Source organism: Pseudomonas sp. SWRI18 (assembly GCF_014268345.1).
GTDB classification, from domain to species: domain Bacteria; phylum Pseudomonadota; class Gammaproteobacteria; order Pseudomonadales; family Pseudomonadaceae; genus Aquipseudomonas; species Aquipseudomonas cedrina.
This window is the reverse complement of sequence record NZ_JACCQQ010000012.1, coordinates 115,051-140,746: the sequence shown is the minus strand read 5'-3', so window position 1 is coordinate 140,746 and position 25,696 is coordinate 115,051. Positions and strand designations below refer to the sequence as shown.

Sequence of the window (25,696 nt, the reverse complement as noted above, 5' to 3'; positions counted from 1 at the left end):
TTAGTTCACCCACACGCGCGCGTTGCGGAACATGCGCATCCAGGCGCCGTCTTCGTTCCACTCTTCCGGGCGCCACGAGTTCTGCACGGCGCGGAATACGCGCTCCGGGTGCGGCATCATGATGGTCACGCGGCCGTCGCGGCTGGTGAGGCCGGTGATCCCGCGCGGCGAGCCGTTCGGGTTGGCCGGGTAGGTCTCGGTGACCTTGCCGTGGTTGTCGACGAAACGCAGGGCCACGGTGCCGGACAGGTCGGCTTCGAGCAGCGCTTCTTCGCTGGCGAATTCGGCATGGCCTTCACCGTGGGCGATGGCGATCGGCATGCGCGAACCGGCCATGCCTTGCAGGAAGATCGAGTTGGATTCCTGCACCTGCACCATGGCGACGCGGGCTTCGAACTGCTCGGAACGGTTGCGCACAAAGTGCGGCCAGAACTCGCTGCCCGGAATCAGTTCGCTGAGGTTGGACATCATCTGGCAACCGTTGCACACACCCAGGGTGAAGCTGTCGTTACGTTCGAAGAAGCCCTGGAACGCGTCGCGGGCACGGCTGTTGAACAGGGCCGACTTGGCCCAGCCTTCACCGGCACCCAACACATCGCCGTAGGAGAAACCGCCGCAGGCCACCAGGCCTTTGAACTCATTGAGGTCAACGCGACCGGCGAGGATGTCGCTCATGTGCACGTCGATCGCATTGAAGCCGGCACGGTCGAACGCCGCCGCCATTTCGACCTGGCCGTTGACGCCCTGCTCACGCAGCACGGCAACTTGTGGGCGGATGCCCTTCTTGATGTAAGGCGCGGCGACGTCCTGGTTGACGTCGAAGCTGAGCATGGTGCTCAGCCCCGGGTTGTCTTCTTCCAGGATCGCGTCGAATTCCTGCTCGGCGCAGTCGACGTTGTCGCGCAGGCGCTGGATCTGGTAGCTGGTCTCGGCCCACTGGCGTTGCAGCAGACGGCGCTGGCCGGCGAACACGGTGTCGCCGTTGAAGGAGATGTTGACCTCACCGTTGTTGATCGGCTGACCGATCACCGCCACGCAGTCGTCCAGGCCGGCGGCGCTGAATTGGGCGAGTACGTCCGGGGTCGCGTCCTGGCGCACCTGGATCACGGCACCCAACTCTTCGTTGAACAGGATGCCGTTGATCTCGGCGGCGTCCTCGGCAACGCTGTCGAGCACGATGTTCAGGCCGCAGTGACCGGCGAAGGCCATCTCGACCACGCTGGTCAGCAAACCACCGTCGGAACGGTCGTGGTAAGCCAGCAGATGACCGTCGGCGTTGAGGCCCTGGATCACGGCGAAGAAGGCCTTAAGGTCTTCGGCGTCGTCGACGTCCGGGGCGTGCTTGCCGAGCTTGCCGTGGGTCTGCGCCAGGATCGAGGCACCCATGCGGTTCTGGCCACGGCCCAGGTCGATCAGGATCAGGTCGGTGGTGCCCTTGTCCATGCGCAGTTGCGGGGTCAGGGTCTGGCGGATGTCGGTGACCGGCGCAAAACCGGTGACGATCAGCGACAGCGGCGAGGTGACGCTCTTGTCGGTGCCGTCTTCGTTCCAACGGGTGGCCATGGACATGGAGTCCTTGCCCACCGGAATGGTGATGCCCAGCTCAGGGCACAGCTCCATGCCGACAGCCTTGACGGTGTCGTACAGGCGCGCGTCTTCACCCGGGTGGCCGGCGGCCGACATCCAGTTGGCCGACAGTTTGATGTCGGACAGCTTGCCGATACGCGACGCGGCGATGTTGGTGAGGGTTTCACCAATCGCCATGCGGCCCGACGCCGGCGCGTCCAGCAAGGCCAGCGGCGTGCGCTCGCCCATGGCCATGGCTTCACCGGTGTAAACGTCGAAGCTGGTGGCGGTGACGGCAACGTCAGCCACGGGAACCTGCCATGGGCCGACCATTTGGTCACGGGCCACGAGGCCGGTGATGGTGCGGTCGCCAATGGTGATCAAAAAGCTTTTGCTCGCCACGGCCGGGTGGTGCAGCACGCGTTCGATGCTGTCGGCCAGTTCCAGGGTGCTTGGGTCGAAATCATCACCCAGCTCGGCTTCACGTACCGCCGAACGGTGCATGCGCGGGGCTTTGCCCAGCAGCACTTCGAGCGGCATGTCCACCGGGCTGTTGCCGAAGTGGCTGTCGGTCACGGTCAGCTGCGGCTCGGCAGTGGCTTCGCCGACCACGGCAAACGGGCAGCGCTCGCGTTCGCAGATGGCCTGGAAGCGTGCGAAATCTTCAGGGCCGACGGCCAGTACGTAGCGTTCCTGGGATTCATTACTCCAGATTTCGTGCGGGGCCATGCCCGGCTCGTCGTTTGGAATGTTGCGCAGTTCGAAACGGCCGCCACGCTCGCCATCGTTGACCAGCTCGGGGAAGGCGTTGGACAAACCGCCGGCGCCGACGTCGTGGATGAAGCTGATCGGGTTCTTGTCACCCAACTGCCAGCAACGGTCGATGACTTCCTGGCAGCGGCGCTCCATCTCCGGGTTTTCGCGCTGTACCGAAGCGAAGTCCAGGTCGGCCGAGCTGGTGCCGGTGGCCATGGAGGAGGCTGCGCCGCCGCCCAGGCCGATCAACATGGCCGGGCCGCCGAGCACGATCAGCTTGGAGCCGACCAGAATCTCGCCTTTCTTGACGTGTTCTTCACGGATGTTGCCCATACCGCCGGCCAACATGATCGGCTTGTGGTAACCGCGTACTTCATCGCCACGCGGGGTGGTGATGGATTGTTCGAAGGTGCGGAAGTAGCCGGTCAGCGCCGGACGCCCGAACTCGTTGTTGAACGCGGCGCCGCCCAGCGGGCCTTCGATCATGATGTCCAGCGCGGTGACGATGCGCTCGGGTTTGCCGTAGGGCACTTCCCACGGCTGTTCGAAACCCGGAATCTGCAGGTTGGACACGGTGAAACCGGTCAGGCCCGCCTTGGGCTTGGCGCCACGGCCGGTGGCGCCTTCGTCACGGATCTCGCCGCCGGAACCGGTGGCTGCGCCCGGGAACGGGGCAATCGCGGTCGGGTGGTTGTGGGTTTCGACCTTCATCAGGATGTGCACGGGCTCTTGCACCGCGCCGTACTGGCGGGTCTCAGGGTCCGGGAAGAAACGGCCGGCGACGCTGCCGACGATGACCGAGGCGTTGTCTTTGTAAGCCGACAGAACGCCTTCGCTGTGCATCACGTAGGTGTTCTTGATCATGCCGAACAGGCTTTTTTCCTGGCTCTGGCCGTCGATGTCCCAACTGGCGTTGAAGATCTTGTGACGGCAGTGCTCGGAGTTCGCCTGCGCAAACATCATCAGCTCGATGTCGTGGGGGTTGCGCTTCAAGCCATTGAAGGCAGTGACCAGATAGTCGATCTCGTCTTCGGCCAGGGCCAGGCCCAGTTCGGTGTTGGCCTTCTCGAGGGCGGCGCGGCCACCGCCGAGCACGTCAATCGCGGTAAGCGGCTTGGGCTCGGCGTGACTGAACAGGCCGGCAGCCTGTTCCAGCTGGCTGACGATGATCTGGGTCATGCGGTCGTGCAGGCTGCTGGCGATCAGCTCGGCGTCGGCCTCGCTGAACTGGCCGGCGACGTAGAAGGCGATACCACGCTCCAGGCGCTGGATGCTCGCCAGGCCGCAGTTGCGGGCGATGTCGCTGGCCTTGCTCGACCACGGCGAGATGGTGCCGAACCGTGGCAGAACCAGGAACAAGCGGCCGGTCGGCTCTTGAACGGGAACGCTTGGGCCGTACTTCAGAAGGCGTGCGAGCACTTGCTGTTCGTCGGCGGTCAACACGCCGTCCACGTCGGCGAAGTGAGCAAATTCAGCATACAGGCCTGTAACCGCTGGAACCTTTTGGCTCAGTTGCTCAAGGAGTTTGCTGTGGCGAAAGGCAGAAAGGGCAGGAGCGCCGCGCAGGATCAACATCTTCGGGACAGCCTCGGGAAGGGGTGTGCTTTGAGGCCGTGCATTCTAGCGTAAACCGCCGCCAACGGCACCCGAAACGCTACCGGTGGCCGCCGCCGGACGTCAGTTGGCCGGATTACACCTCGTTCAAAGGCTCATAAGGGGCATTCCGCACAGTTATTTTAACCGTCACAATCGTGCGCCAAGCCGCGTTTCTGCGGGCTGCAGCACAGTTTTGCAGGCGCTAGCAGACAAGTCCCGCGCTGTCGAGATATGGCGCCGTGGGCCGTTTGCGTATACTGCGCAGATGTTCTCCCCAACTGCTTTGCGCCCGCGATGCGCCAAATGGCTCATCGCCACCGGACTCTTCCTGATGCTCAGCGCCTGTGTTGATAAACCCAGCACGCTCGAGCGAATCAAGGAGGATGGCGTATTGCGGGTGATCACCCGGAACAGTCCGGCTACGTATTTCCAGGATCGCAACGGTGAAACCGGTTTCGAATACGAACTGGTCAAGCGCTTTGCCGATGACCTGGGGGTAAAGCTTGAAATCGAAACCGCCGACAACCTCGACGACCTGTTCGGCCAGTTGGGCAAACCCAACGGCCCGGTTCTTGCCGCCGCCGGCCTGGTCAGCAGCGAACAGCGCCAGGCGCAGGTCCGTTTCTCGCACCCTTATCTGGAAGTCACCCCGCAGATCATCTACCGCAACGGCCAATCGCGCCCGACGAATGCGGCGGACCTGGTGGGCAAGAAGATCATGGTGCTCAAGGGCAGCACCCACGCCGAACAGTTGGCGGCGCTTAAAAAGCAGAATCCCGCGATTGAATACGAAGAATCCGACGCCGTTGAGGTGGTCGATCTGCTGCGCATGGTGGACGAAGGGCAAATCGACCTGACCCTGGTGGACTCCAACGAAGTGGCGATGAACCAGGTGTACTTCCCCAACGTGCGCGTGGCGTTCGACCTGGGCGACGCCAGCAACCAGAGCTGGGCCGTGGCGGCCGGTGACGACAACAGCCTGCTCAACGAAATCAACAGTTACCTGGATAAAGTCGAGAAGAACGGCACGTTGCAGCGCCTGAAAGACCGCTATTACGGGCACGTCGATGTACTCGGCTATGTGGGCGCGTACACCTTCGCCCAGCACCTGCAGCAACGCTTGCCCAAATACGAGAAACACTTCCGCGCCTATGCCAAGGAAGAAAAGGTCGATTGGCGCCTGTTGGCCGCCATCGGTTACCAGGAATCGCTGTGGCAGCCGGCCGTCACCTCCAAGACCGGCGTGCGCGGCCTGATGATGCTGACCCAGAACACCGCCCAGGCGATGGGCGTGTCCAACCGTCTGGACCCCAAGCAAAGCATCATGGGCGGCGCCAAGTACCTGGCCAAGATCAAGGACGAACTGGACGACAGCATCAAGGAGCCGGATCGCACCTGGTTCGCCCTCGCCGCCTACAACGTCGGCACCGGCCACCTGGAAGACGCGCGCACCCTGGCCAAGCGTGAGGGCCTGAACCCGAACAAATGGCTGGACGTAAAAAAGATGCTGCCGCGCCTGTCGCAGAAGCAGTGGTACAGCAAGACCCGCTACGGCTACGCGCGCGGCGGCGAGCCGGTGCACTTTGTGGCGAACATCCGGCGGTACTACGACATCCTGACCTGGGTGACCCAGCCGCAGCTGGAGGGTAACCAGGTGGTCGAAGGCAACTTGCATGTGCCGGGTGTGGACAAGACCAAGCCGCCGGAAGATACCCCGCAACTGTAAGAACACAGCAGAACCCATGTGGGAGCGGGCTTGCTCGCGAAAGCGGCCGAACAGTCGATACATCCGGTGACTGACACTCCCTCTTCGCGAGCAAGCCCGCTCCCACATTTTGATCCGCGCTTGGGTTTAAAGACCGGTGAGCAGATGCACTACCCCGCCCGCCAATACCATTACCCCCGTCACGCCCGCAGCCTTTAAGGCCACAGCATCACACTTCGCAACATCCAGCAATTGCACCCGCACCCGCGTCAGCGCCACACGCTGCTGCGACGTGAGGTTGCCCGCGCCGCCCAGCGCACTCAGCACATCTGCCGACAACACACCCGGCGCCGCGACGGCTTCGGCGATCAAATCCGGGGTCAGCGCCTTCCAGAACGCCCTTTGCAATTTCTCTAGCATGCTCAGTGCTCCACGACAGATAAGGTTTCAACGGTGGCGGCGTGGTACAGCCGCAAGGCCTCACGTACCTGACCGGCTTCTTCCAGGCCCAGTACCTGGCGGGCGATGACCTGGCAGTCGGCCTGGCCCCGCTCACGCACGGCAGCCTTGATAGCGGGGATCAACGGTACGCTGACCGAGAGTTCATCCACCCCCAACCCGATCAACACCGGTACCGCCAACGTCTCGGATGCCAACGCACCGCACACGCCCACCCATTTGCCGTGGGCATGGGCGGCCTTGACGGTGGTGGCGATCAGCCGCAGCACCGCCGGGTGGAAGCTGTCGGCCTGGCTCGCCAGGCGCGGGTGGTCGCGGTCCATGGCCAGGGTGTATTGGGTCAGGTCGTTGGTGCCAATCGAGAAAAAATCCACATGGGGCGCGAAGACATCCGCCATCAATGCGGCAGACGGCACTTCAATCATGATGCCCAGCTTCGGCAACTCGGTGAGCCCGAGCGCCAGCGCCTCCTCTTCAAGCATTGCGCGCGCCAAGTGCAACTCCGAGAGCAGGCTGACCATCGGCAGCATGATATGCAGTCGCGCAAAGCTGGCACTGGCAAGGATCGCGCGGAACTGTTCGCGCAGCAGTTGCGGGCGCTCCAGGCACAGGCGAATACCGCGCAGGCCGAGGAATGGGTTGGTCTCGGCGTCCATCGGCACGTAGGCCAAAGGTTTGTCGCCACCGACATCCAGGGTGCGCACCACCAGGTTGCGCTCACCGCCCAGGGCGCAGGCGATTGCCGTGTAAGTCGCCGCTTGTTCGTCGGGGCTCGGCGCGCGGTTGCGGTCCAGGTAGAGAAACTCCGAACGCAACAGGCCGACGCCTTCGCCGCCGAGGCTCAACGACTGCTGCACTTCCTGCAACGAGGCAACGTTGGCGGTGACTTCAATGTGATGACCGTCGCGGGTGGTTGCCGGCAAGAACGCTTGCGCCACGTCGCGCTGGTGACGCAGCGCCTGTTGCTGGCGGGCCGCTTCCCGTTGCTCGATATCGGCCAGGTCCGGGTCCAGGTGCAGCTCGCCTTTGTCGGCGTCGAGCAGCACCTGCTTGCCGTTGGCCAAGTCCAGGACCTGGGCCGAAACACCGCAGATCGCCGGCAGCCCCAGAGCGCGGGCCAGAATCGCGACGTGGCTGGTCGCGCCGCCGCCGACGGTGACAAACCCCAGCACCTTGCGCGTATCCAGACCGGCGGTCTGCGAAGGCGTCAGTTGCTCGGCGATCAGTATCGCGCGCTCCGGCAAGTCCCAGGCGCTGTCCGTACTGCCCAGGATCAGTTTCAGCACGCGCTGGCCGACGTCCGCCAGGTCGGCCGCACGTTCGGCAAGCAACGCATTGCCCGAACCCTGGAACAGTTTGGCGGTGGCGACCGTGGCACGGTTCCAGGCAAAGGCGGCACTCTTGCCTTCCGCCAGCAGGCCATGGGCCTGGTCCAGCAAGGTCGGGTCTTCGAGCAATTGCTGGTGGGCACGAAAAATATCCGCCTGGGCGCCGCCGGCAGCCTCGTGTTGCAGGGCTTGCAGCGCTTCGGTTGCGGTGCGCAGGCCCCGCGCCAACGCGGCACGTTCGAGCGCTTCACCGGCCCCCGCTTCAGTGATATCCAGCTCGGGTTCGGTCACTTGGACGACCTGACCAAAGGCCGAACCCGGCGATGCACACACGCCGCGCAGCAACGTCGTCGACAACACCGTTGCGACCGGCTCCGCCGTGCGCGCCACCGCCTCGCCACAGCCCTCAGCCAACAAAGCAGCCAGCACGTTGATCGCCGCCTCGGCGTCTTCCCCTACCGCACTCACTTGCAAGGAATCGCCCTGCACGGTTTGCAACGCCATGATCGCCACCAGCGACTTGGCGTTGGCGCTCTGGGTTTGCTTGTGCAGATAAATACTCGCCGTGAACCCCTTCGCCGCCTGGGCGAACACCCCCGCCGGGCGCGCGTGCAAACCGTTGGCGTTGGGCAGGGTCACAGGCCTGGAGAACAGCGCATCGCCCTCCTCTTCGTCCAGCGCTTCAACGGACGATGCCGGGGATAACTGCATCAGTGGCTGACCGGTTTCTACAAGGTCCGTTGCCAGTACGGTAAACGGCTCGCCACTGACCACCAGCATCAGGGTCAGCAAGCTGCGCGCGTTGAGCGCCACGTAGTCGGCATCGAATTCGACCAGCGCTTGCCCGGCTTCCACCCGCTGGCCTTCCTGCACCCGCCGCGTGAAGCCCTGGCCCGCCAGGTTTACGGTGTCCAGGCCGATATGCAACAGCACCTGGACGCCGTTGTCATCGGTGATGCTGAGCGCATGCCCACTGTCCTGGATATTGCTGATCACCCCGGCCAGCGGCGCGCAGAGGGTCTGCGAGGTGGGGTCGATGCACAGGCCGTCGCCGATCAGGCGGCTGGAGAACACGGGGTCGGGCACCTTATCCAGCGCCAGCAGCACACCGGATAGAGGCGCCAGCAGTTCCAGGGGTTGAGTTGCGGTCATGGCTTCACCTGCTGTTTTGTTCTGTAAAAATTATCGGCTGGATACAAACCCTGGGTTGACGAGGATCAACCTGTGGGAGCGGCGGTGCGACGATTCGACTTGCTCGCGAAGGCGGTGGGTCAGTCGACAGATGTATTCACTGCCCCACCGCTTTCGCGAGCAAGACGAATCGTCGCACCGCCGCTCCCACAGTTGGTCCGCGTACACCCGCAGGTTTATTTCCACCAGTACTCGACCTGCACACCCACATTCGACCCATGCCGCGCCGTGCCATAGGAGCCGGTGTCGGACAACGCCGACCCCGCCGCCAACTCATTCGCCGCGCGCTTGGCCGCTTCGTTCCAGGTCGCATAGGTGTAGTACAAACGCACTTCCGGCCGCGCCCAGAATTCCGGGCCTTTGGGCGACCAGGTCGGGGCGAAGGTAACTTTGCTCAACTTGCGCGTGCCGCCGGTAGCGTCGACTTGGTCATGCCCAAGCTCGGCGACCAGTTTGAACTGCTCGCTGATGGCATACGCCGGGCGTACACCGAGGGACATCCAAGTCTGGTCCCGACTGCCCGGACGAATGTCTTTCTGGTACACCGCCTCCACTTGCCCACCAAACCGCGGCGTCACCTGCCAGTCGAAAAACTCCACGGCGCGGTAACTTTTGCTGCTGCGCTCCAGGAAGGTATTGCCGGTGTAACCCAGGCCGGTGCCGGGGCCTTCGCCGTACTGCAAGGCGAACTTGTTCTTGCCGCCGAGGAAGGGCTTTTGCTCATGCTGCGCGGTGAGTGCCCAGCCGCTGTTGGTGTCGCGTCCGCCGGCTTTTTCGATGTAGCTCAAGCCCAGTTCCAGCTCACCGCCGGGGTTGGTCTTGAAGCCCGCGACGTTGAAATCGTGACGGGTGGCGTATTCCTTCTGGTACAGGTTGTCCTTGCGGGAAATGGCGTAGCTGTACTTGAGGTCGCCGATCAGCACATCCTCAATACCGCCGCCGGTGGCGCTCTGGTTCCAATAGTAGAAGTCGGAGATGTGGATGTCGTTGCGTTTGTAGTAACGCCGCCCGGCCCACAGCGAGCCGCCATTGAGGCTGGGCAGGTTGGACCACTGCGCATACATCTGCGGCATGCGCGCGGTACCGTTGTTCTCGCCCTGGAACTTCAACTGGCGGTCGTATTTGTTATAGAGCGATGCCATGGCGTCGACGCTGAGCACCGAGCCGTCGTCGAAGGTCAGCAGGTCCTGGCGCAGTTCCAGCTCGCCGTACTGCTCGCATTCGTTGCCCAAACGGTATTTGGTTTGCGCCCCCGGCAGTTGGAAACACTGCTGCGGGCCGCTGCCGGTTGAAGTCCCCACACCGCTGCGCAAATACCCCGCGAATTCCAGGGCCTGAGCGCCCAACGGCAGGCTCAGGCAAGACGCAACGAGGCCCAGCTTTATTGTTGTTTTCATAAAGCACTCCGATTTTTTATTATGTTTTTCAAAGCGACCCGTGCTCCCACACGGGGTTACAGCAGGTCTCAATCCTTGAGGTGCAGCACAAAGGATTCGTAAGGGCGCAGCGCCACCGTGCCCGTACGCACCGGGCAGTCGGGGTAGTTGCTGATCAGCAGGCGTTGCTCGCTTGCCGGGTTGATGACGCTGTGCGGCAGATGGATTTCACAGGGCGTGCCGTAGAAATTATTGAGCACCAGCAGGCGCTCGCCGTGACCTTCGCGCAGGTACGCCCAGACCTGCAGATGGTCCTGCAGCAGTGGCCGATAAACGCCTTCCTGGATCAGCGGTTCATGGCGGCGCAAGGCAATCAACGCGCGGTAGTGATGCAGCACTGAATCCGGGTCATCCCGTTGCTGTTCGACGTTGATGCTCGAGGCATTGGCCGCAATGCCGATCCAGGGTTCGCCGGTGCTGAAACCAGCGGTGGCCCCGGCATTCCACTGCATCGGCGTTCGCCCGTTGTCCCGCGACTTCTGCATGATCGCCGCCATGCTCGAGGCCTCGGATTCGCCCGCATCACGCTTGAGGCGAAAGATGTTCAGGGTCTCCACATCGCGGTATTGCTCGATCCTGTCAAAGCCCGGATTGGTCATGCCCAACTCTTCGCCCTGGTACACAAACGGCGTGCCCTGGAGGAAGTGCAACGCGGTGGCGAGCATCTTGGCCGAGACCACGCGATGTTCACCGTCATTGCCGAAGCGCGAGACCACCCGCGGTTGGTCGTGGTTACACCAGAACAGCGCGTTCCAGCCGCCACCGGCCTGCATGCCCATTTGCCAGTCGGAGAAGATCCGCTTGAGTTGCAGGAAGTCGAAGTCGGCCTTCACCCATTTCTGCAGGTTCGGGTAGTCGACTTTCAAGTGATGAAAGTTGAAGGTCATCGACAGCTCTTTCGACGCCGGATTGGAGTAGCGGATGCAGTGCTCAAGGCGCGTGGACGACATCTCGCCGACGTTGATCAGGTCGTGGCCTTCGAAGACTTCGCGGTGCATCTCCTGCAGGTACGCATGCACGTTGGGGCCATCGGTGTAGAAGCGGCGGCCGTCGCTGTTGTCTTCGGGGAAATCGGCGGGCTTGGAGATCAGGTTGATCACGTCCAGGCGGAAACCGCCCACGCCCTTGTCGCGCCAGAAGCGCATCAGCTTGAACACCTCGGCGCGCACCTTGGGGTTGTCCCAATTGAGGTCGGCCTGGGTGTGGTCAAACAGGTGCAGGAAGTACTGGCCGGTTTGCGCCTCGTATTCCCAGGCCGAGCCGCCGAACTTGGACTCCCAGTTGTTCGGCTGGTCGCGCCAGATGTAGAAGTCGCGGTACGGGTTGTCGAGGCTGCTGCGCGCTTGCTGGAACCACTCGTGCTCAATGGACGTGTGGTTGACCACGATGTCGAGCATCAGCCTGATGCCACGCTTGGCCGCTTCGCTGATCAGCAGGTCGCAGTCGGCCATGGTCCCGTAGCTCGGGTCGATGGCGTAGTAGTCGCTGATGTCATAGCCGTTGTCGCGCTGCGGCGAGCGCAGGAACGGGGTGATCCACAGGCAATCCACGCCCAGCCATTGCAGGTAGTCGAGCTTGTCCACGATGCCCAGCAGGTCACCGGTGGCGTTACCCGCGTGGCTGTGGAAGCTTTTGGGGTAGATCTGGTAGATCACCGAATGTTGCCAGTTTTGCATGGGGGTTCCTTCAACTTGTAATGCGGTCAAATGTGGGAGCGGGCTTGCTCGCGAAGGCGTCAGATCAGGCGACCCTGTACCCAGGCCGAACAATCTTCATGCTCAACCCACAGGTCAAAACAAACGGCACCACCATCGCGATGACCATGCCGATCACAAACACCGCGATGGATTGCGGCACGATCGAAATAAACCCAGGCAACCCCCCGACGCCGATGGCCGACGCCTGCACCTTGTTCAGCGACAGGAAAACGCTGCCCAACGCCGAGCCCATCAGCGCCGCATAAAAGGGGAACTTGAAGCGCAGGTTCACCCCGAACATCGCCGGCTCCGTAATGCCGAAATACGCCGAGATCGCCGAAGTCGAGGCCATGCTTTTGTCCCGCGCATTGCGGCTGGTATAGAACACCGCCAGCGCCGCGCTGCCCTGGGCCAGGTTGGACATGACGATCATCGGCCAGATAAAGGTGCCGCCCTGGGTCGAAATAAGCTGCAGGTCCACGGCAAGAAACATGTGATGCATGCCGGTGATCACCAGCGGCGCATAGAGCAGGCCGAACAGCGCCCCGCCGACCATCGGCGCCAGGTCAAACAGCGTGACCATGCCTTCAGTGATCAGGATGCCGAGGTGACGGGTCACCGGGCCGATGATCGCCAGGGCCAGTACACCGCTGACGACGATGGTGGTGATCGGCACCACAAGCAGCTGGATCGCGTTGGGCACCCTGGCCCGCAGCCATTTCTCGATCACGCTCATCACATAGGCCGCCATCAGGATCGGCAGGATCTGCCCCTGATACCCGACCTTTTCGATCTGGAACCAGCCGAAAATATCGAAGTACGGCAGGCTCTGGCCGTCGAGGCCGGCCACGGCCTTGCCGTAGTTCCAGGCATTGAGCAGATCGGGGTGCACCAGCATCAGGCCCAGCACGATGCCGAGGATTTCACTGCCGCCAAAACGCTTGGCCGCCGACCACCCCACCAGCGCCGGCAGGAACACGAACGAGGTGTTGGCCATCAGGTTGATCAGGCTCCACAGGCCGTCCAGGTTCGGGTAGGCCTCCAGCAGCGTTTGGCCCTCGATGAACATGCCCTTGGCGCCCATCAGGTTGTTCACGCCCATCAACAGGCCGGCAATGATCAACGCGGGCAGGATCGGCATGAACACATCGGAAAACACCCGCACCAGCCGCTGCATGGCGTTGGTCTTATCGGCGCCTTTCTTCTTCACGTCTGCGATGGTGGCGGCGGCGAGGCCGGTCTGCTCGCGCAGGGCGGCGTAGACCTTTTCCACTTCGCCGGGGCCGATCACTACCTGAAACAGGCCACCGGTAAAGAACGAACCCTTGACCAGGTCGACCTGGTTCAACGCACTGCCGTTGACCCGGCTCGGGTCCTTGAGCGCCAGGCGCAGGCGGGTCACGCAATGGGCAGCTTGCTCAACGTTGTCGCGGCCCCCGAGGTGCTCGAGGACCTCGCGGGCGATAGTCGGATAGTCGTGGCTCATGCTTGGTTTCCACTTTGATTTTTTTATTGGGGGCAGTCATTGGCAGCACGCCGAAAGCAAAAGTACTCGTACAGACGAGTTAAAGCAATAACTCGTCTGTACGAGTTACACATTGTTTAATTTTGCAGGCCGTCGAACCGCTGCAAACCGCATGAATCAAAGGGTCTAATGGACAAACTTGCACGGTGCCACTAAGGTTCCTGCCTTGACCGCGCAGTACACCTTCATCACGCCGGGCACAGAGCCAACGCCATGAGCAAATACAACCAGATCTATACGGATCTGCTTGCCAGCATCACCACCGAACGCCTGCAGCGCGGCACGCGCCTTCCCTCCGAAACCGAACTGATGGACAGCTACCAGGCCAGCCGCGGTACCGTGCGCCGGGCCATCGAGCAGTTGCAAGAGCGCGGCTTTGCGCAAAAGATCCATGGCAAGGGCACGTTCGTGTTGTCACCCAACCCGATCGAGTTCCAACTGGGCGGCATCGTCAGCTTCCACGAAACCCACGCCGACCTGGGCGACGACGTACACACCGAAGTGGTCGAATTCACCCAATTGCCGCTCGAAGGCGCACTGCTGCAACACATCGAAGCCGAACCCGGCGCACTGATCACGCGCATCAAGCGCGTGCGGCGTATCGGCGGCAAACGCGTGATCCTCGACATCAACCACTTCGTCGCCGACGTGATTCCCGGCCTTGACCGCGTGATTGCCGAACAATCGATCTACGCGTTTATCGAACAGACCCTGCAACTGCAGATCAGCTACGCCCAGCGCACCATCGAAGCCCTGCCCCGCAGCAAGGACGACCAGGCACACCTGGACCTTGACGGGCAAAGCCATGTGATTGTGGTGAGTAACCAGACGTTCTTGCAGGATGGGCGGCAGTTCGAGTACACCGAGTCGCGGCATACGTTGGATAAGTTTTACTTTTCGGATGTTGCGCGGCGGTGAGGTCTGCGCGCTGGGTGAAGGGGCAGATGGCTTGGAAGCCATCCGTCCTTTAATCGATGGTGTAGCCCCGCCGCTGATCAAACTCCTGATATTTTCGGGATATCGTGGGATCGTCCGAGCGTCCCTCGACCGTGTCCGTCGTTACCAAGCCATTCAAGCCGCGGACGGAATGAATAGCGGCTTCCCATACGCCCGGCTCAAGCGCAGGCTCAATAAACTCTTTTAAGTATTCATCCAGAATGCCTTTATCAGGCCTCTCGATCTCTTGACTCAAGGCAGACAGGTAGGCCGTCTTGTCCGTCCGACTCCAATTGATTGAAAACCCTGCGCGATGACAAAGGACAGAGTGAACCACCAGCATCGTTCTTCCATTGCCATCAAGGAATGGATGCCCGTAAGCGAAAAAGCCCATCACCAGGCCGGGCGACTTTTTAAGAACAGCTTTGTTCTGACCTAAACGAAGCCCTTCCTCAACGGCTCTTTTGGCTTCGTAAGGGAGACAGAAACAGGTGCCCGCTTTAGAGATCGCCAAGTCAGGAGACGTCGTCATTCTGTCGCTGCCCGCCCACGGATAAATATCGCCAAACAGCAACGCGTGGACCTTTAGAAAATCGCGGTAAGTGATCGTGCTTTTCTTAGCCAGGTAGGCCATCGCGTCAGCAAGGTTCGCCATGAACAGATCATGTTCTAACTGCTTGACGATGTTGAGGTCTTTTTCACCCACGACGTTTCTGAGGTAGCCCTTCGTGTCAAAATCCTTGAATGGATCAAACACGCTGCTTTTCCCTCAAGTAGTTGGTCAGCAAGTGAACCGCTTCCAGACCGGTGACTTTTTTCTCTTTCTTCAGCGCAATAACCAGGTTTTCAATGACGTCGGTACGAACATCATCCCCTGCCAGCCGAGAAACATTTTCCGCCCACTCATCCGCATAAGTCCTGACATAGGCGACTTGGCATGAGTCCGCCAGATCCATTACGTAACGCCGTAGTCCCGACTTCGGAATGATCAAGGCACCCGTTTTCGGATGACGCCTTACCGAGCTTTTCGCCTTTCTGGAAGATGGGAGCTCATTGACGTAAACCACTGATCGCCCACCGAGAGACAGCTTGCGTCGAATTCGACGGCTACCTTTTACGCAGATTCTCGCGTCCTTTGACGCGACCAGACGCCCGGTTCCGGATTTGGCGACCTGCACCGACGCACTCACGCCCAGCCGCTGAAACACCTCAACGGCAAGTGTTTCAAGGTCGGCTACAGGGGTAACAACGCCTGTGTCAGGGTGACGACTAGCTTTCGCATAAATGCCAATGCCCATGCGCACTATCACGCCTTTGCGCATCAACTCATCCAACGCCACAGAAACCTGTGAATGCCCTCCAAGCGCCGCGATATCCATGCGCAGGATCACGTTGCCCAGCACGCCATTAATGGCACTCTGCATACGTTCTTCCAGCTTCATGTATAGGCCTCCAGGATTGCGACCGCTCACAGCGAGCAATGGCATCAGCGTGTTAATTCGATCAAGAAACATAAGGTAGCTTTGCTTCATTTCGATTATGGGCAAGCTCGGGAAATTCTCCAACCATTCCTGGCTTGAAGTAGAGTTTGTACGGGTCTGAGTTTGAAAGAAAGGGCGCGAAACAGCCTGTGGCAAGTCCATTTGCTTGCACCGGGTCGCACAACGTTCCTTATTTTCCTGGCGAAGCAGCTTGTTACCTTTGAGATCCGAAGCGAGCTGACAAATAGATTCAACCCAACCTAGAATGCCCGTGTGGCTATGGAACACCTTCCTTCTAACCTCCTATGACCTAGGGGTTCCGCTCTCCACACCGCGCCTGCTTCTTGCAGGCGTTTTTACATCAGCAGAACAATGCTGCAGCTCGTCCACGACGGCGGCCAGGGAGAAAATCAAGCATGAATCAGGATCTGTTCCTGCGTCGCCGTAGCAAAGTTCACGTCCCGACTGGCACTGGCGGTGCCACGCGCGCTCAGGTTGCGTCGGCTGTCCGGGAAGTCACGGCGTTCCGATGCGTGTTATCAGAGCCTCTGATTGAGCAAATCGGCACGTTGTCAGCGGCAGAGCTCAAGCACTGGCTGCGCGAAATTGTCGGCGTTCTCCGGCGGGAAACGGGCGCTCATGTACACCATCGGCCGTTCTATCCTGACTTTCCAGAGCAGGTTCTGAAGGCCTCAGAGGCAGAGTTGTACCTTAACGCCGTCATGCACTACCTGACGCTTTGGCGTTTACCACCCGCTGAACACTCTCGACCTGCATTGCTGGAAGGCAACTTCATATCCCGTGTTATCGAACCGGGAAGCGTCTTTGAGTTCGAGTCACTGCTCGCGCCGCTGGTTTCAGCGCGCACCTCGCTCTCCGAAAACGACGCTGCCGATGTCGTCTGGTTTATCCGCGAGTACAAAAGCGATGTGTTCCGTCTGCTGCCTGAGGTCGTCCCGTTCCGCGAGATCCGTGCACAGGTTGGCGGCGCACTGATCTTGCATGTCGCCGGCGATACACGGGTGGATGCGTTCCTTGAGCGAAACGTCGAAACGGCGACTGACGTGCTACGACTCGCGGTCGCGCTGAATGGAGGAGACGTGTCACTGGCGACCGCTTCGACACGTTTCACCGCGATGAAGCGATCAATACGCCGCCTGCTGTTGCGCCTGCTCGACCAAATACCCAACGCTGTAGAAGATGTGATGCGACATGCCGAGCGATGGAAACGCCTGGCTGAGGTACTGCACCCGGGCGACTACGCCGATAAATACCCACAAGCGCTAGCGGCCATCACAGCAGCACGTCGCAACGAAGCGCCAGCCTCATTTGGGTCACGTGTCGAGACATTGTTTACCCAGCGTCACATAGCCGCGCTTACGCCCATACTGCAGAGCCGTCCTGGCGAATTCGCACGGCGGCTGGATGCGACCCTGCGGCGTGCGGCGGAACCCGAGTCGGTTCTCGACGCTTTCGAGGCGGTTGCAGCGCAAGTGTCTTCAGCTGTCCTGCTGCAGTTGCTGGCCCAACTGCGTGCTCCGCGCCCCCTGCCCCTGCGGGCCTTCACCCCGAAAGGCGCACTTGCCAAAATCTATGGCATCAAGGATCGACGCGAACCGCTCGCTTGCGATGTAGTGGCGCGTGCAGCCAGAATCTGCGAGGACGCTCTCGTCACGCGCTTTGCGTCGCTACCGCCACTGGGCCGCTGCTTCATCGATCCAGCACTCCGCGAATACAAGGTGCCGCTGGCGCAACGTGCCTCATCGAAGTCACTACGTACGCTGGTGCGGGGCAGTCGGTTGCCTATGCCTGAGACACGCTTCATCCGCCTCTTCCTGTGGTGGAAAAACGGTGACGGACGCACGGACATCGACTTGTCCTCAGCATTTTTCGACGCCAACTTCGTGTTCAAGGAAACGGTCGCTTACTACAACCTTAAGGGTTACGGCGGCTACCACAGCGGCGACATCGTCGACGCGCCCAAAGGGGCTTCGGAGTTCATCGATCTTGACCTTGATGTGCTCGTCAAGAAAGGTATCCGCTATGTCGTCACTTCTATCAACTCATACACCGAACAACCGTACTGCGATCTTCCAGAATGCTTCGCGGGTTGGATGGCCCGCGCCGATGTGGCGTCGGGTGAAGTATTCGAGCCGCGCTCCGTATTCGACCGTATCGATATCGCATCCGACACAGCGATCTGTCTGCCATTCGTGATGGATGTGCAGGAACGGCGCATGATCTGGGCCGATTTGGGGCTCACTTCATCGGCGCGGTGGAACAATGTCCAGAACAACCTCAGTGGGGTATCGTTGATGCTGCGAGCTTTGGTGCATACACCAAGGCCGGATCTGGAGACCCTGTTCGATTTACATGCTCGCGCACGGGGAGAACGCGTGGCTTCACCGCAGCAGGCACAGGCGGTGTTTGCGCCTGATCAAGGGGTAACACCGTTCGATACGGATTTGATTCGATCAGGGTTTCTTTGATACCAGCCTTTGGCGCTCATTGAACATGGCAGTTCTTTCTTCCTTCAATGGCGATGCCTCCATTGCCTAGGTCGCATATGACGAGCAGATACTCTCCCCGTCGTCGAACACTGACCGGCTTCTACAAAGCCTCGATAGTAATAATGGTCAGCGCGCTTCTCATCGCCTGCCAGTCGCCGCGCGAGGCACTGCAACAACTGGCTGACGAACACGGCCGACAATTGGAGGTCCTGCCGGGGCATGCCTTTCCGCTCCTCATACTTGCGCCACGCACTGCAGAAAGGACGACGCGCCTGCGTGTCTACCTGGAGGGCGATGGCCATGCGTGGGCGACGGCCACTCAACCCAGCCTGGATCCGAGCCCGCACAATCTGTTAGTGCCCCGGCTGGCGGTCAGTGATCCAACACCGAATGCCTACCTTGCACGCCCCTGCCAGTTCCTGATGACCGCAGCCTGCCAACCCGCGCTCTGGACTCATCGACGTTTTTCCCAGGAAGTGGTCACCCGCCTCAGCCAGGCGCTGGACGAATTGAAACGGCGATATGGCAACAGCGAATTTGAACTGGTGGGGTATTCAGGTGGAGCCGTTCTCGCCTTATTGTTGGCGGCGCAGCGCAGTGATGTTACCCAGGTACAAACCCTTGCCGGCAATCTCAGTCCGCGCCTGTGGGCGACGATGAAAGGGCTGTCGCCACTCGACGGTTCACTGGATCCGCTGGACTATCGTGATCGACTCGTCTTGATACCCCAGCGTCATATGATCGGGGAAGAGGACCTGATTATTCCAGCTGGTTTAGCTGCCAGCTACCAACAGGCGCTGGGCTCGCCCCTCTCCCAAAGCGTCCATGTACCCGGAGCAGGCCATGACAGTGGGTGGGAAGCGGCGTGGAGCAGATGGGTTAAAACGCCGCTGGCGCATGAGCGATCTGAAATCAACGGCGCGCCGGTCCGTTCAGAAACACCCGGGTGCCCTCCCCCCTAGAAAAAACAGGTAATCCACTTTGAGGGCTTGCGAACATCTGTAGTGAGCGGGCTTGTCCCGCGCTGGGCTGCGAAGCGGCCCCAAACCAAGCGACCTGGGTTTACCTGGTACTCGGCGGAGCCTCTAATGGGGGCGGCTTCGCCACCCAGCGCGGGACAAGCCCGCTCACTACAAAGTTGTGTAGAAACCAATCCCCTTAGCGCTTCACCAGGCGAGACCGCAACGGCACCCCTAAGCTCCGATTATTGCTGGATAACCCAATAAGGACTCAAAAAATAGCTGGAGCGTCGCATTTTTTGGCTAATTTTCTGTCATTGGTCATTTTTATGATGAATTGCCCTACAAGCATCGTGTAAATTTCAGCGCGCTTGAATCAGCATTTCACTGACAAGCTGGCAGGGAAGCCAAAAAAAGACGCTGACGCGTAGGTAGTTCCCTGTCAGTTTTCTGCCCTGTAAGGATACTGCCTTGAACATTTCCCATCTGCGTCGCTCGTTGTTGGCCCTGTCCGTCGCAACTGCCACTACCGCCGTGCATGCCGCCCCCGTGCCCGACCTCAACTACGACTTGAGCACAGGGGCATACCTCAGCTCCGGCGATGTCTTCAATAACGCTACCTTCACCGGCACGTCGCAAAACTCAGGTGTAGAGCTGCGCAATGTGACCCTGGCGGGCAACCTGGTCAACCAGGGCAAAATAAACCTGACGGCCGCGAACCCCACAGACTTTCCGTCCGGCATCGCCATGACCCTCAATTCCAACGTCGCTGGTGACCTGGTAAATAATGGCGACATTACGGTGAGCGGCAACGCCGTCGTCGGGTTGGATGTATATCTGGCGACCATCGCGGGTGAAGTGAACAACAACGGCAACATCACTGTGACTGGCGAAAAAGCCGAAGGCATGCTGATCACCTCGACCCAGGCGCGCGTCAATAACTCGGGCACTATCACCGCGCGTGGCATCGACTCTATGGGTATCGATATCGAGAAAGCCCGCTTTACCGGTCAGATGACAGGCGCTCCCTTCACGAGCGATGTCAACAACAGCGGGACTATCTCCGCCGAAGGCATCGGTATCCGCTTTCGCAGTCTCGACACCTCCGGCGGTTCCAGCCTCTTTTCCATCAGGCAGACAGGCGGCCTGATCGAAGGCGGCACGGCAGCCATTTCGGCGGACGACAATTCCTCCCCTTCGTATTTCTACTGGCAAGGGGGGCAAGTAAAGGGTGATGTGCTGGGCCTGAGTGGTGTGCTGGTGCAAGGGGATGCGATGTTCGATGGCTCGACCATCCGCGCCGGTTTCGTCGATATCGACGGCGGCCGCCTGACGCTGCTTCGTCCGCAGACGACGATTGTGGGCGACCTCGACATGGACAGCGCCACTGCGCGCCTGCGCCTGCTGCTGGACAACAACACACTGCCCAACGCGCCGATCCTGAAAGTCACCGGCAATACCTACTTCTCTGCAGGCAGCCAGATCGAACTGCAGGCTCGCTCCGACGACTTCCGCACGCCGGCCCAGGGCACCCGCTACACCCTCATCAATTCCGGCACTTGGGAAGACCCGCAGAACCTGTCCGTGGTGTCCTCCTCGGCGCTGCTTGAGGTGAGGAGCTTCGGTATTGAAGGTCAGGACGTGAAAGCACTGGTTGCCACCCGCAGCGATGAGGTAATCACACAGGACCTGCTGGGTGCGCGTGGTTCGCGCAACGCGGTGAACGCCATCAAGCCGTTCAAAAACACGGTCCTGGGCCAGATGGACGAAAGCGACCCGGTATTCCAGCGTTTCGCCAACGCCGCCACCAGCGAAGACCTGGCCAAACTTGCCGAAACCCTGACTCCGGATGTCAGCCGTGGGGCGATCAACGCCGCCACCAACAGCCAAAACCTGGTCGCAAGCGCCATCAACCGCCGCGCCAGCAAAGCGCGTAGCGGCCTGTCCTCGGGTGACGTCCTGGCAGAACAAGGGGTATGGCTGCAAGCGCTGTCCAGCGATGCCAACCAGGACAGTCGCCACGGCATCGACGGCTACGACGCCAACACCAACGGCATCGCCGTGGGTGCCGATGGCAAGCTCAACACCGACACCACCGTGGGCCTGGCTTACAGCTACCTGGCCAGCGACGTCAAATCCGACCTGGGCAACAAGACCGACGTCAGCGGCCATGCACTGACCCTGTACGGCAACTGGGCCCGTGACAACTTCTTCGTCGACACCTCGCTGATGTATGGCTGGAATGACAACGAGTCCAAACGCTACATCGCCGGCACCCGCGCCAAGGGCAACTACGACAGTGAAATCTTCGGCGTCAACGCACTGGCAGGCTACACCTTCCAGCTCGACAAGCAGTGGCTGCTCGAACCACAGGTCGGTGCGCGCTATGCCAACGTATCGATTGATTCGTACCGTGAAAAAGGCAGCTCGGCCGCCCTCAACGTCGGCAAGCAGCGCTATGAAACCGGCGAAATCGGCCTGGGCGCCCGTCTGGCGGCCGCTTTTGACGTAGGCGCGGGCAGCCTGGAACCCGAAGCCAAGCTGATGGCCTGGCACGATTTCATCGGCGACAAGGCCAACACCACCTCCACCTTCGTACTCGGCGGCACCCCGTTCACCACCACAGGCGCAACACCCGCGCGCGACAGCTATGAGCTGGGACTGGGCGCGAACTACCGCGTGGGCGCGTGGACCGTGGGCGGTATGTACAACTACCTGACCAGCAGTGGTTTCGACGCGGACACCTTTACTGCGAATGTGCGTTACGACTTCTGATTAACGGCTTCGTCATACAACAAAACCCGCCAAGGCGGGTTTTGTTATTTGAGGCTGATGGTAAAGCGATCTCTTATTTTCTACTTATAAAACAGGTATTTGAAGATCAACCTTACTCCCGCTCTTTTATCAATCGACCACTCAAGGCCTTACAAAACGACGCATATAGACATGATAGAATCGAAAAACATGAAAAATACCACGCAGGACCAAAACCCGAATGTGGGGTTCATGGAGCTGTTACGCCGTTTTTGAAAGCGCCGATTGCTCAGCAGCCGAGAAATAGGCTGTACTTCAGAGCATCCTTAAGTCTCTGCGCAAAATGCGCATGCTAAGGCGATCAGTTATCTGGCGAGCAACTAAAATAAACTGGTGTGCTATCCATCTGCAAAAATAGTGGTTTTTCCGAAGGGCCTACATCGGCTTAGGTGCAGTTTTAGGTTAGCTTAAATTATGTGACCTAAGAACCTTGTATGATTAGGCGACCCCAAACAACGTGCAATATAACGTCGAAAAGAGCATTAAAAATCACAATCTCTAAAATTTGCTTTTTCAAACACAGATACTACATTCCCATTATCAATCTGAACCGTTGCACCGGTTGCAAACTCGGCAACCCATGCATCTTCAATTAAAGTGTGGCAGTTAAGCCGCAGAGCTACGTTTTCAGCGTCCTCTTGATTTAGTATGAAACCAAAACATATGGGTCCCCAAGAGCTCATACCTACACCACTCAAGCCTGACTTCCTCATTAATTCAAAAATCTCCGTGAGGCGTTCCCCACGATAAGCTATCTCTCTCTTCTTGAATCCGACGAAGGATATACCATCTAGAGCTTGGCAGAACCCATTAAAATCCTCACGAACAACCGCCTGCTTCAGATCGCCAAATATTAATGCACGACACTTATGAGTCTCGCTTTCTGGTATAGGTGTCAATTTCTCGAACAAATCTTTTTCTTTTTCACCATAGATCTTCTCCCAAAAAGCAGGCTTAACGATTACCAGACAGAATGGAAGTTTATTTTTATGATACGCCAGAGGAGAAACATCATAATCCTTGGTCATTGATGATGGCAAAAACAAGTCATCAACTGCAGTTCTTTTTCGACCACGATCAAATAATAAGCCTCCAAACCAAAAACCTAATGAGCCTATACCTGAGGTTCCTCCACGCATCACAGTCTTGGATAAGCTCACAGTATCAATACTTAAATCTAGCGCAAAAAGAATCGCCGTCGCGATTGCTAACCTTAACTGCGTATGAAATCCTAAACCGACGTGCTGACACATGCGCACATCTAAATCTATACGAACATTAAGCCCAGAAGTAATATTTAAACAACGACATAAATCACGTACCTCTCCTTCATATCGAATAGGAAAAACAATGAATTTAGAGCTACTAGATGCTGTCACTGAAAAGACCGGAGGCGAGATCATCGCCCCCGCCCCGCCATTTATGTACTCTCCGACCTCCGAAAGATTGACCAAACCAAAATGCAATCTCCCGAACGCATTTACTTTAGCTTCCTTCATATCTTACCTGCATTTTCATCTCGTACACGCTCAAGCAACATCTCAATAGACTTAGGAACTTTAGCCTCCGATTCGTGCCAACAATTATCGAAATGATTGGTAAACAGACCGTAATACTCCCTGCCTTCGCTCTGCTTATATGTTTCATAAAAAAGAGTTCCAGCCCCATGAGCGCGAATACGCGGTCGTACTGACACTGTATCGTTTACACGAAAAAAGGCTACGGGCTGAAAACCTGAGTAAAACTTAACAGAGATTGCCAAACCTCCAAAACGAAAGTCTAGTGCCGCCCCAGAGCCATCCATATTAGTCAACATCCGCAGACTCTTAGCAACATCTTTCTTTACTTCAATTTCATTTTTAGACTCAAGTTGGCACAACAATTTAAATTCATTTGTGTCTGGCTCTTGCAGCAACATTCTTACCTCTACCGGATGGGTAGTAGAATATTGCTTAAGATAGTCAAGTTGCTCGGTCAGAAATCGGCTCAACTTAAGACCAACAACATCCACACGCGCAGCATCCCGACGACAGCCAGCCTCAAGAGCCTTTCGAAAAACTGGACTAATTGCACTCTCAAATACACACCTTTTTGCAGCACCTCGACTTACCGTTTCAACGCCATCAAGGGATTCTTTAAATGTCAGCAAAAGATCTTCATACCTTGTCAATCCATCCTGAATTTTCGTTGAATCCTTATCATCATAAAGCCTTGTTATAGCAAAACCTAAACTAACTACACCTGCAGCCAACAAGGAGGTGCCTAAAGAAAACATAAACACTGATCGCTGAACTAGCGGTGTAGAACCGAACGCTTCATCTGGCACACTTGCCCCGCCCCAAAGAGTAGCGATGATCCCCAACGCACCCACGAGTATAGAAATAACTATATAAGTAGCTGTACTTCTCGACCTTAACTCTCGACTACTAGACATCCTTAACCCCCCATTTTTTTCTAATTTCGTCACTTATTGTGGAGCACATTTCAGGAATTGCATTTTCTCCGGACAGCTGTAAACAAGACTCCTCCACGAGCAACTCAGTACACCAGGACCTCTCCCATTGCTCGCGCTCTTCCCATTTATCAGTGACCATCATCTGTCTTTTATTCCATCTAGCAAGCCTAGTTGAAGACGAAGTATTTAGGCCTATAACCAAAAGCCTCGGATAGCAGCTAACAAGATAGTCGCGTTCCTCTGTTGTTCTAGCCCCAACAAAAACCGGCACTACACCATTGAAAATTCTAGCTTTTGCTACGGCCATCTTAGCTAGCAAAACGGGGTCATTCCCTGCAAGAACTTCCGATGCTATTCGGACTAAATTCGTCTGAGATCGTCTACGCGCAATCTCGCGAACACCGTCTCCAAGCTCGAAAATCAAATAATCTCCGGTCGATGAAAAAGCTTGCGACAAAGTGGTCTTACCAGACGAATGGAGTCCAACCAATAGTAAACCACAGTCATTATCTCTCATCTATCCTCCTTGACTATGTTAAAGCTGGTTTTATGTTGATAAAGTCTAGGATAAACAACACGAGTATATGCTTCTGATGAAGCCCGACTCTATTATATGGCAAATAATATAACAGCATGAACATCACCGATAGCGTCTCGCCCTGACTTCTTGGAGCGTCTTGCTTTTTTACTCAAAGCATATTAAATATCTATACCTAATAAAAACATGTAGCGAAAAAAAGGGGCGTGCCGAAACAGCCCAGATCGAGCGTTCTTCAATTCGTTGCTCCAAGCACCTGCCCTTTTATTAGGCCAAACGGCACCATCAGCAACCTCATTTTCGGCGAAAACTCAAACACCGGCAGCGCCTCCTGAAATGCTGCCCACCTCGGATAGATCAGCACCAAATTCCCCTGCCCTCCTAGTATTTGTGGCAATGCGCAAACGACTGATAGAAATCCAATTAGCTCAGCCCATAGTTCTTGCTTTCCGGCCAAGTATCCAAGCGTTTCCATTTCGTATATAAAACCCAGCTTTTATGTCCCTGCGTCATCAAGTCAGGCCGTGACTGGAAGACTTTCTTGCCTTGTGCTCTCAGAGGTATTCGGAAGTCAATGCTCAATCGAAAATAAATACCATGCAACCAGCTCGATCCCCCCTAATTACATTGAGAGCAGCGCATTGCATTTCATCTAGATACTACCATCCTCTGCACCATGCAAAGGAGTTGCCTGGTGATTCCAAAACCTGCCATAAAATGCAAGAAGCCCGCAGTTACGCGGGC

At 58.2% G+C, this 25,696-nt stretch carries 16 protein-coding genes and 1 pseudogene; 5 read left to right on the top strand and 12 right to left on the bottom strand.

Annotated features, from left to right (window positions below; genetic code table 11):
• The gene (gene purL, locus H0Z09_RS15385) at positions 1-3,897 is read right to left on the bottom strand and encodes a phosphoribosylformylglycinamidine synthase (RefSeq protein WP_186691304.1); all 3,897 of its coding nucleotides are present in this window, start codon (positions 3,895-3,897) and stop codon (positions 1-3) included.
• A gap of 286 nt (positions 3,898-4,183) precedes the next feature.
• Between purL and mltF the strand changes: the two genes are divergently transcribed.
• Positions 4,184-5,644, top strand: coding sequence for a membrane-bound lytic murein transglycosylase MltF (gene mltF / locus H0Z09_RS15380; RefSeq protein ID WP_186691303.1), 1,461 nt, complete (start codon positions 4,184-4,186; stop codon positions 5,642-5,644).
• A 126-nt stretch (positions 5,645-5,770) separates the two neighbouring features.
• Here the strand turns inward: mltF and H0Z09_RS15375 are convergent, their stop codons facing one another.
• The 5 genes from H0Z09_RS15375 to treP form a co-directional block, all read right to left on the bottom strand.
• Positions 5,771-6,043, bottom strand: a complete 273-nt coding sequence (locus H0Z09_RS15375; RefSeq protein WP_186691302.1) for a PTS transporter subunit EIIB — start codon at positions 6,041-6,043, stop codon at positions 5,771-5,773.
• Positions 6,044-6,045: 2 nt separating this feature from the next.
• On the bottom strand, positions 6,046-8,562 hold the full coding sequence (gene ptsP, locus H0Z09_RS15370) for a phosphoenolpyruvate--protein phosphotransferase (protein WP_186691301.1): 2,517 nt from the start codon (positions 8,560-8,562) through the stop codon (positions 6,046-6,048).
• 215 nt (positions 8,563-8,777) lie between these two features.
• Complete coding sequence (locus tag H0Z09_RS15365) at positions 8,778-9,998, bottom strand: carbohydrate porin (protein WP_186691300.1); 1,221 nt, start codon at positions 9,996-9,998, stop codon at positions 8,778-8,780.
• Positions 9,999-10,066: 68 nt separating this feature from the next.
• Positions 10,067-11,713: an alpha,alpha-phosphotrehalase gene (treC, locus tag H0Z09_RS15360; RefSeq protein WP_186691299.1), complete on the bottom strand. Its 1,647-nt coding sequence runs from the start codon at positions 11,711-11,713 to the stop codon at positions 10,067-10,069.
• A 64-nt stretch (positions 11,714-11,777) separates the two neighbouring features.
• Positions 11,778-13,220 (bottom strand): PTS system trehalose-specific EIIBC component, encoded by a 1,443-nt coding sequence (gene treP / locus H0Z09_RS15355; protein WP_186691298.1) that lies wholly within the window; start codon positions 13,218-13,220, stop codon positions 11,778-11,780.
• Between the two features lie 252 nt (positions 13,221-13,472).
• On the opposite strand from treP, the gene treR reads away from it, so the two are divergent.
• On the top strand, positions 13,473-14,177 hold the full coding sequence (treR, locus tag H0Z09_RS15350; RefSeq protein ID WP_076949858.1) for a trehalose operon repressor: 705 nt from the start codon (positions 13,473-13,475) through the stop codon (positions 14,175-14,177).
• A gap of 49 nt (positions 14,178-14,226) precedes the next feature.
• Here treR and H0Z09_RS15345 read toward each other — a convergent pair whose 3' ends face one another.
• Together H0Z09_RS15345 and H0Z09_RS15340 are read right to left on the bottom strand one after the other, a co-directional pair.
• Positions 14,227-14,952, bottom strand: a complete 726-nt coding sequence (locus H0Z09_RS15345; protein WP_186691297.1) for a Fic family protein — start codon at positions 14,950-14,952, stop codon at positions 14,227-14,229.
• On the bottom strand, positions 14,945-15,637 hold the full coding sequence (locus H0Z09_RS15340) for a hypothetical protein (protein ID WP_186691296.1): 693 nt from the start codon (positions 15,635-15,637) through the stop codon (positions 14,945-14,947). Before H0Z09_RS15340 ends, H0Z09_RS15345 begins: the two co-directional genes overlap by 8 nt.
• A 455-nt stretch (positions 15,638-16,092) precedes the next feature.
• Between H0Z09_RS15340 and H0Z09_RS15335 the strand changes: the two genes are divergently transcribed.
• From H0Z09_RS15335 to H0Z09_RS15325, 3 genes are all read left to right on the top strand, one after another.
• Positions 16,093-18,165, top strand: a complete 2,073-nt coding sequence (locus tag H0Z09_RS15335; RefSeq protein ID WP_186691295.1) for a TerD family protein — start codon at positions 16,093-16,095, stop codon at positions 18,163-18,165.
• Positions 18,166-18,308: 143 nt separating this feature from the next.
• Positions 18,309-19,148, top strand: a complete 840-nt coding sequence (locus H0Z09_RS15330) for an alpha/beta hydrolase (protein WP_186691294.1) — start codon at positions 18,309-18,311, stop codon at positions 19,146-19,148.
• Between the two features lie 468 nt (positions 19,149-19,616).
• Positions 19,617-21,920 (top strand): autotransporter outer membrane beta-barrel domain-containing protein, encoded by a 2,304-nt coding sequence (locus H0Z09_RS15325; RefSeq protein ID WP_186691293.1) that lies wholly within the window; start codon positions 19,617-19,619, stop codon positions 21,918-21,920.
• 521 nt (positions 21,921-22,441) lie between these two features.
• Here H0Z09_RS15325 and H0Z09_RS15320 read toward each other — a convergent pair.
• From H0Z09_RS15320 to H0Z09_RS27355, 4 genes and pseudogenes are all read right to left on the bottom strand, one after another.
• A complete protein-coding gene (locus tag H0Z09_RS15320; protein ID WP_186691292.1) occupies positions 22,442-23,458 on the bottom strand; it encodes a beta-ribofuranosylaminobenzene 5'-phosphate synthase family protein in 1,017 nt (338 codons plus the stop codon).
• Positions 23,455-24,393, bottom strand: coding sequence for a hypothetical protein (locus H0Z09_RS15315; protein WP_186691291.1), 939 nt, complete (start codon positions 24,391-24,393; stop codon positions 23,455-23,457). Before H0Z09_RS15315 ends, H0Z09_RS15320 begins: the two co-directional genes overlap by 4 nt.
• Positions 24,386-24,931 carry a hypothetical protein gene (locus H0Z09_RS15310; protein ID WP_186691290.1) on the bottom strand — a complete coding sequence of 182 codons (546 nt, stop codon included), beginning with the start codon at positions 24,929-24,931 and terminating at the stop codon, positions 24,386-24,388. Before H0Z09_RS15310 ends, H0Z09_RS15315 begins: the two co-directional genes overlap by 8 nt.
• Positions 24,932-25,187: 256 nt before the next feature.
• A pseudogene (locus H0Z09_RS27355) lies at positions 25,188-25,501 on the bottom strand (restriction endonuclease); the annotation flags it as partial.
• Positions 25,502-25,696 lie beyond the last annotated feature (195 nt).

Bases quoted from the DNA above. Each gene is read 5' to 3' on its own strand.
- purL (WP_186691304.1), bottom strand. From the start codon at position 3,897: ATGTTGATCCTGCGCGGCGCTCCTGCCCTTTCTGCCTTTCGCCACAGC.
- H0Z09_RS15330 (WP_186691294.1), top strand. From the start codon at position 18,309: ATGGTCAGCGCGCTTCTCATCGCCTGCCAGTCGCCGCGCGAGGCACTG.
- H0Z09_RS15320 (WP_186691292.1), bottom strand. From the start codon at position 23,458: ATGAAGGAAGCTAAAGTAAATGCGTTCGGGAGATTGCATTTTGGTTTG.
- H0Z09_RS15310 (WP_186691290.1), bottom strand. From the start codon at position 24,931: ATGAGAGATAATGACTGTGGTTTACTATTGGTTGGACTCCATTCGTCT.
- treC (WP_186691299.1), bottom strand. From the start codon at position 11,713: ATGCAAAACTGGCAACATTCGGTGATCTACCAGATCTACCCCAAAAGC.
- H0Z09_RS15335 (WP_186691295.1), top strand. From the start codon at position 16,093: ATGAATCAGGATCTGTTCCTGCGTCGCCGTAGCAAAGTTCACGTCCCG.
- H0Z09_RS15365 (WP_186691300.1), bottom strand. From the start codon at position 9,998: ATGAAAACAACAATAAAGCTGGGCCTCGTTGCGTCTTGCCTGAGCCTG.
- H0Z09_RS15375 (WP_186691302.1), bottom strand. From the start codon at position 6,043: ATGCTAGAGAAATTGCAAAGGGCGTTCTGGAAGGCGCTGACCCCGGAT.
- mltF (WP_186691303.1), top strand. From the start codon at position 4,184: ATGTTCTCCCCAACTGCTTTGCGCCCGCGATGCGCCAAATGGCTCATC.
- H0Z09_RS15340 (WP_186691296.1), bottom strand. From the start codon at position 15,637: ATGAAGCTGGAAGAACGTATGCAGAGTGCCATTAATGGCGTGCTGGGC.
- ptsP (WP_186691301.1), bottom strand. From the start codon at position 8,562: ATGACCGCAACTCAACCCCTGGAACTGCTGGCGCCTCTATCCGGTGTG.
- treR (WP_076949858.1), top strand. From the start codon at position 13,473: ATGAGCAAATACAACCAGATCTATACGGATCTGCTTGCCAGCATCACC.
- treP (WP_186691298.1), bottom strand. From the start codon at position 13,220: ATGAGCCACGACTATCCGACTATCGCCCGCGAGGTCCTCGAGCACCTC.
- H0Z09_RS15315 (WP_186691291.1), bottom strand. From the start codon at position 24,393: ATGTCTAGTAGTCGAGAGTTAAGGTCGAGAAGTACAGCTACTTATATA.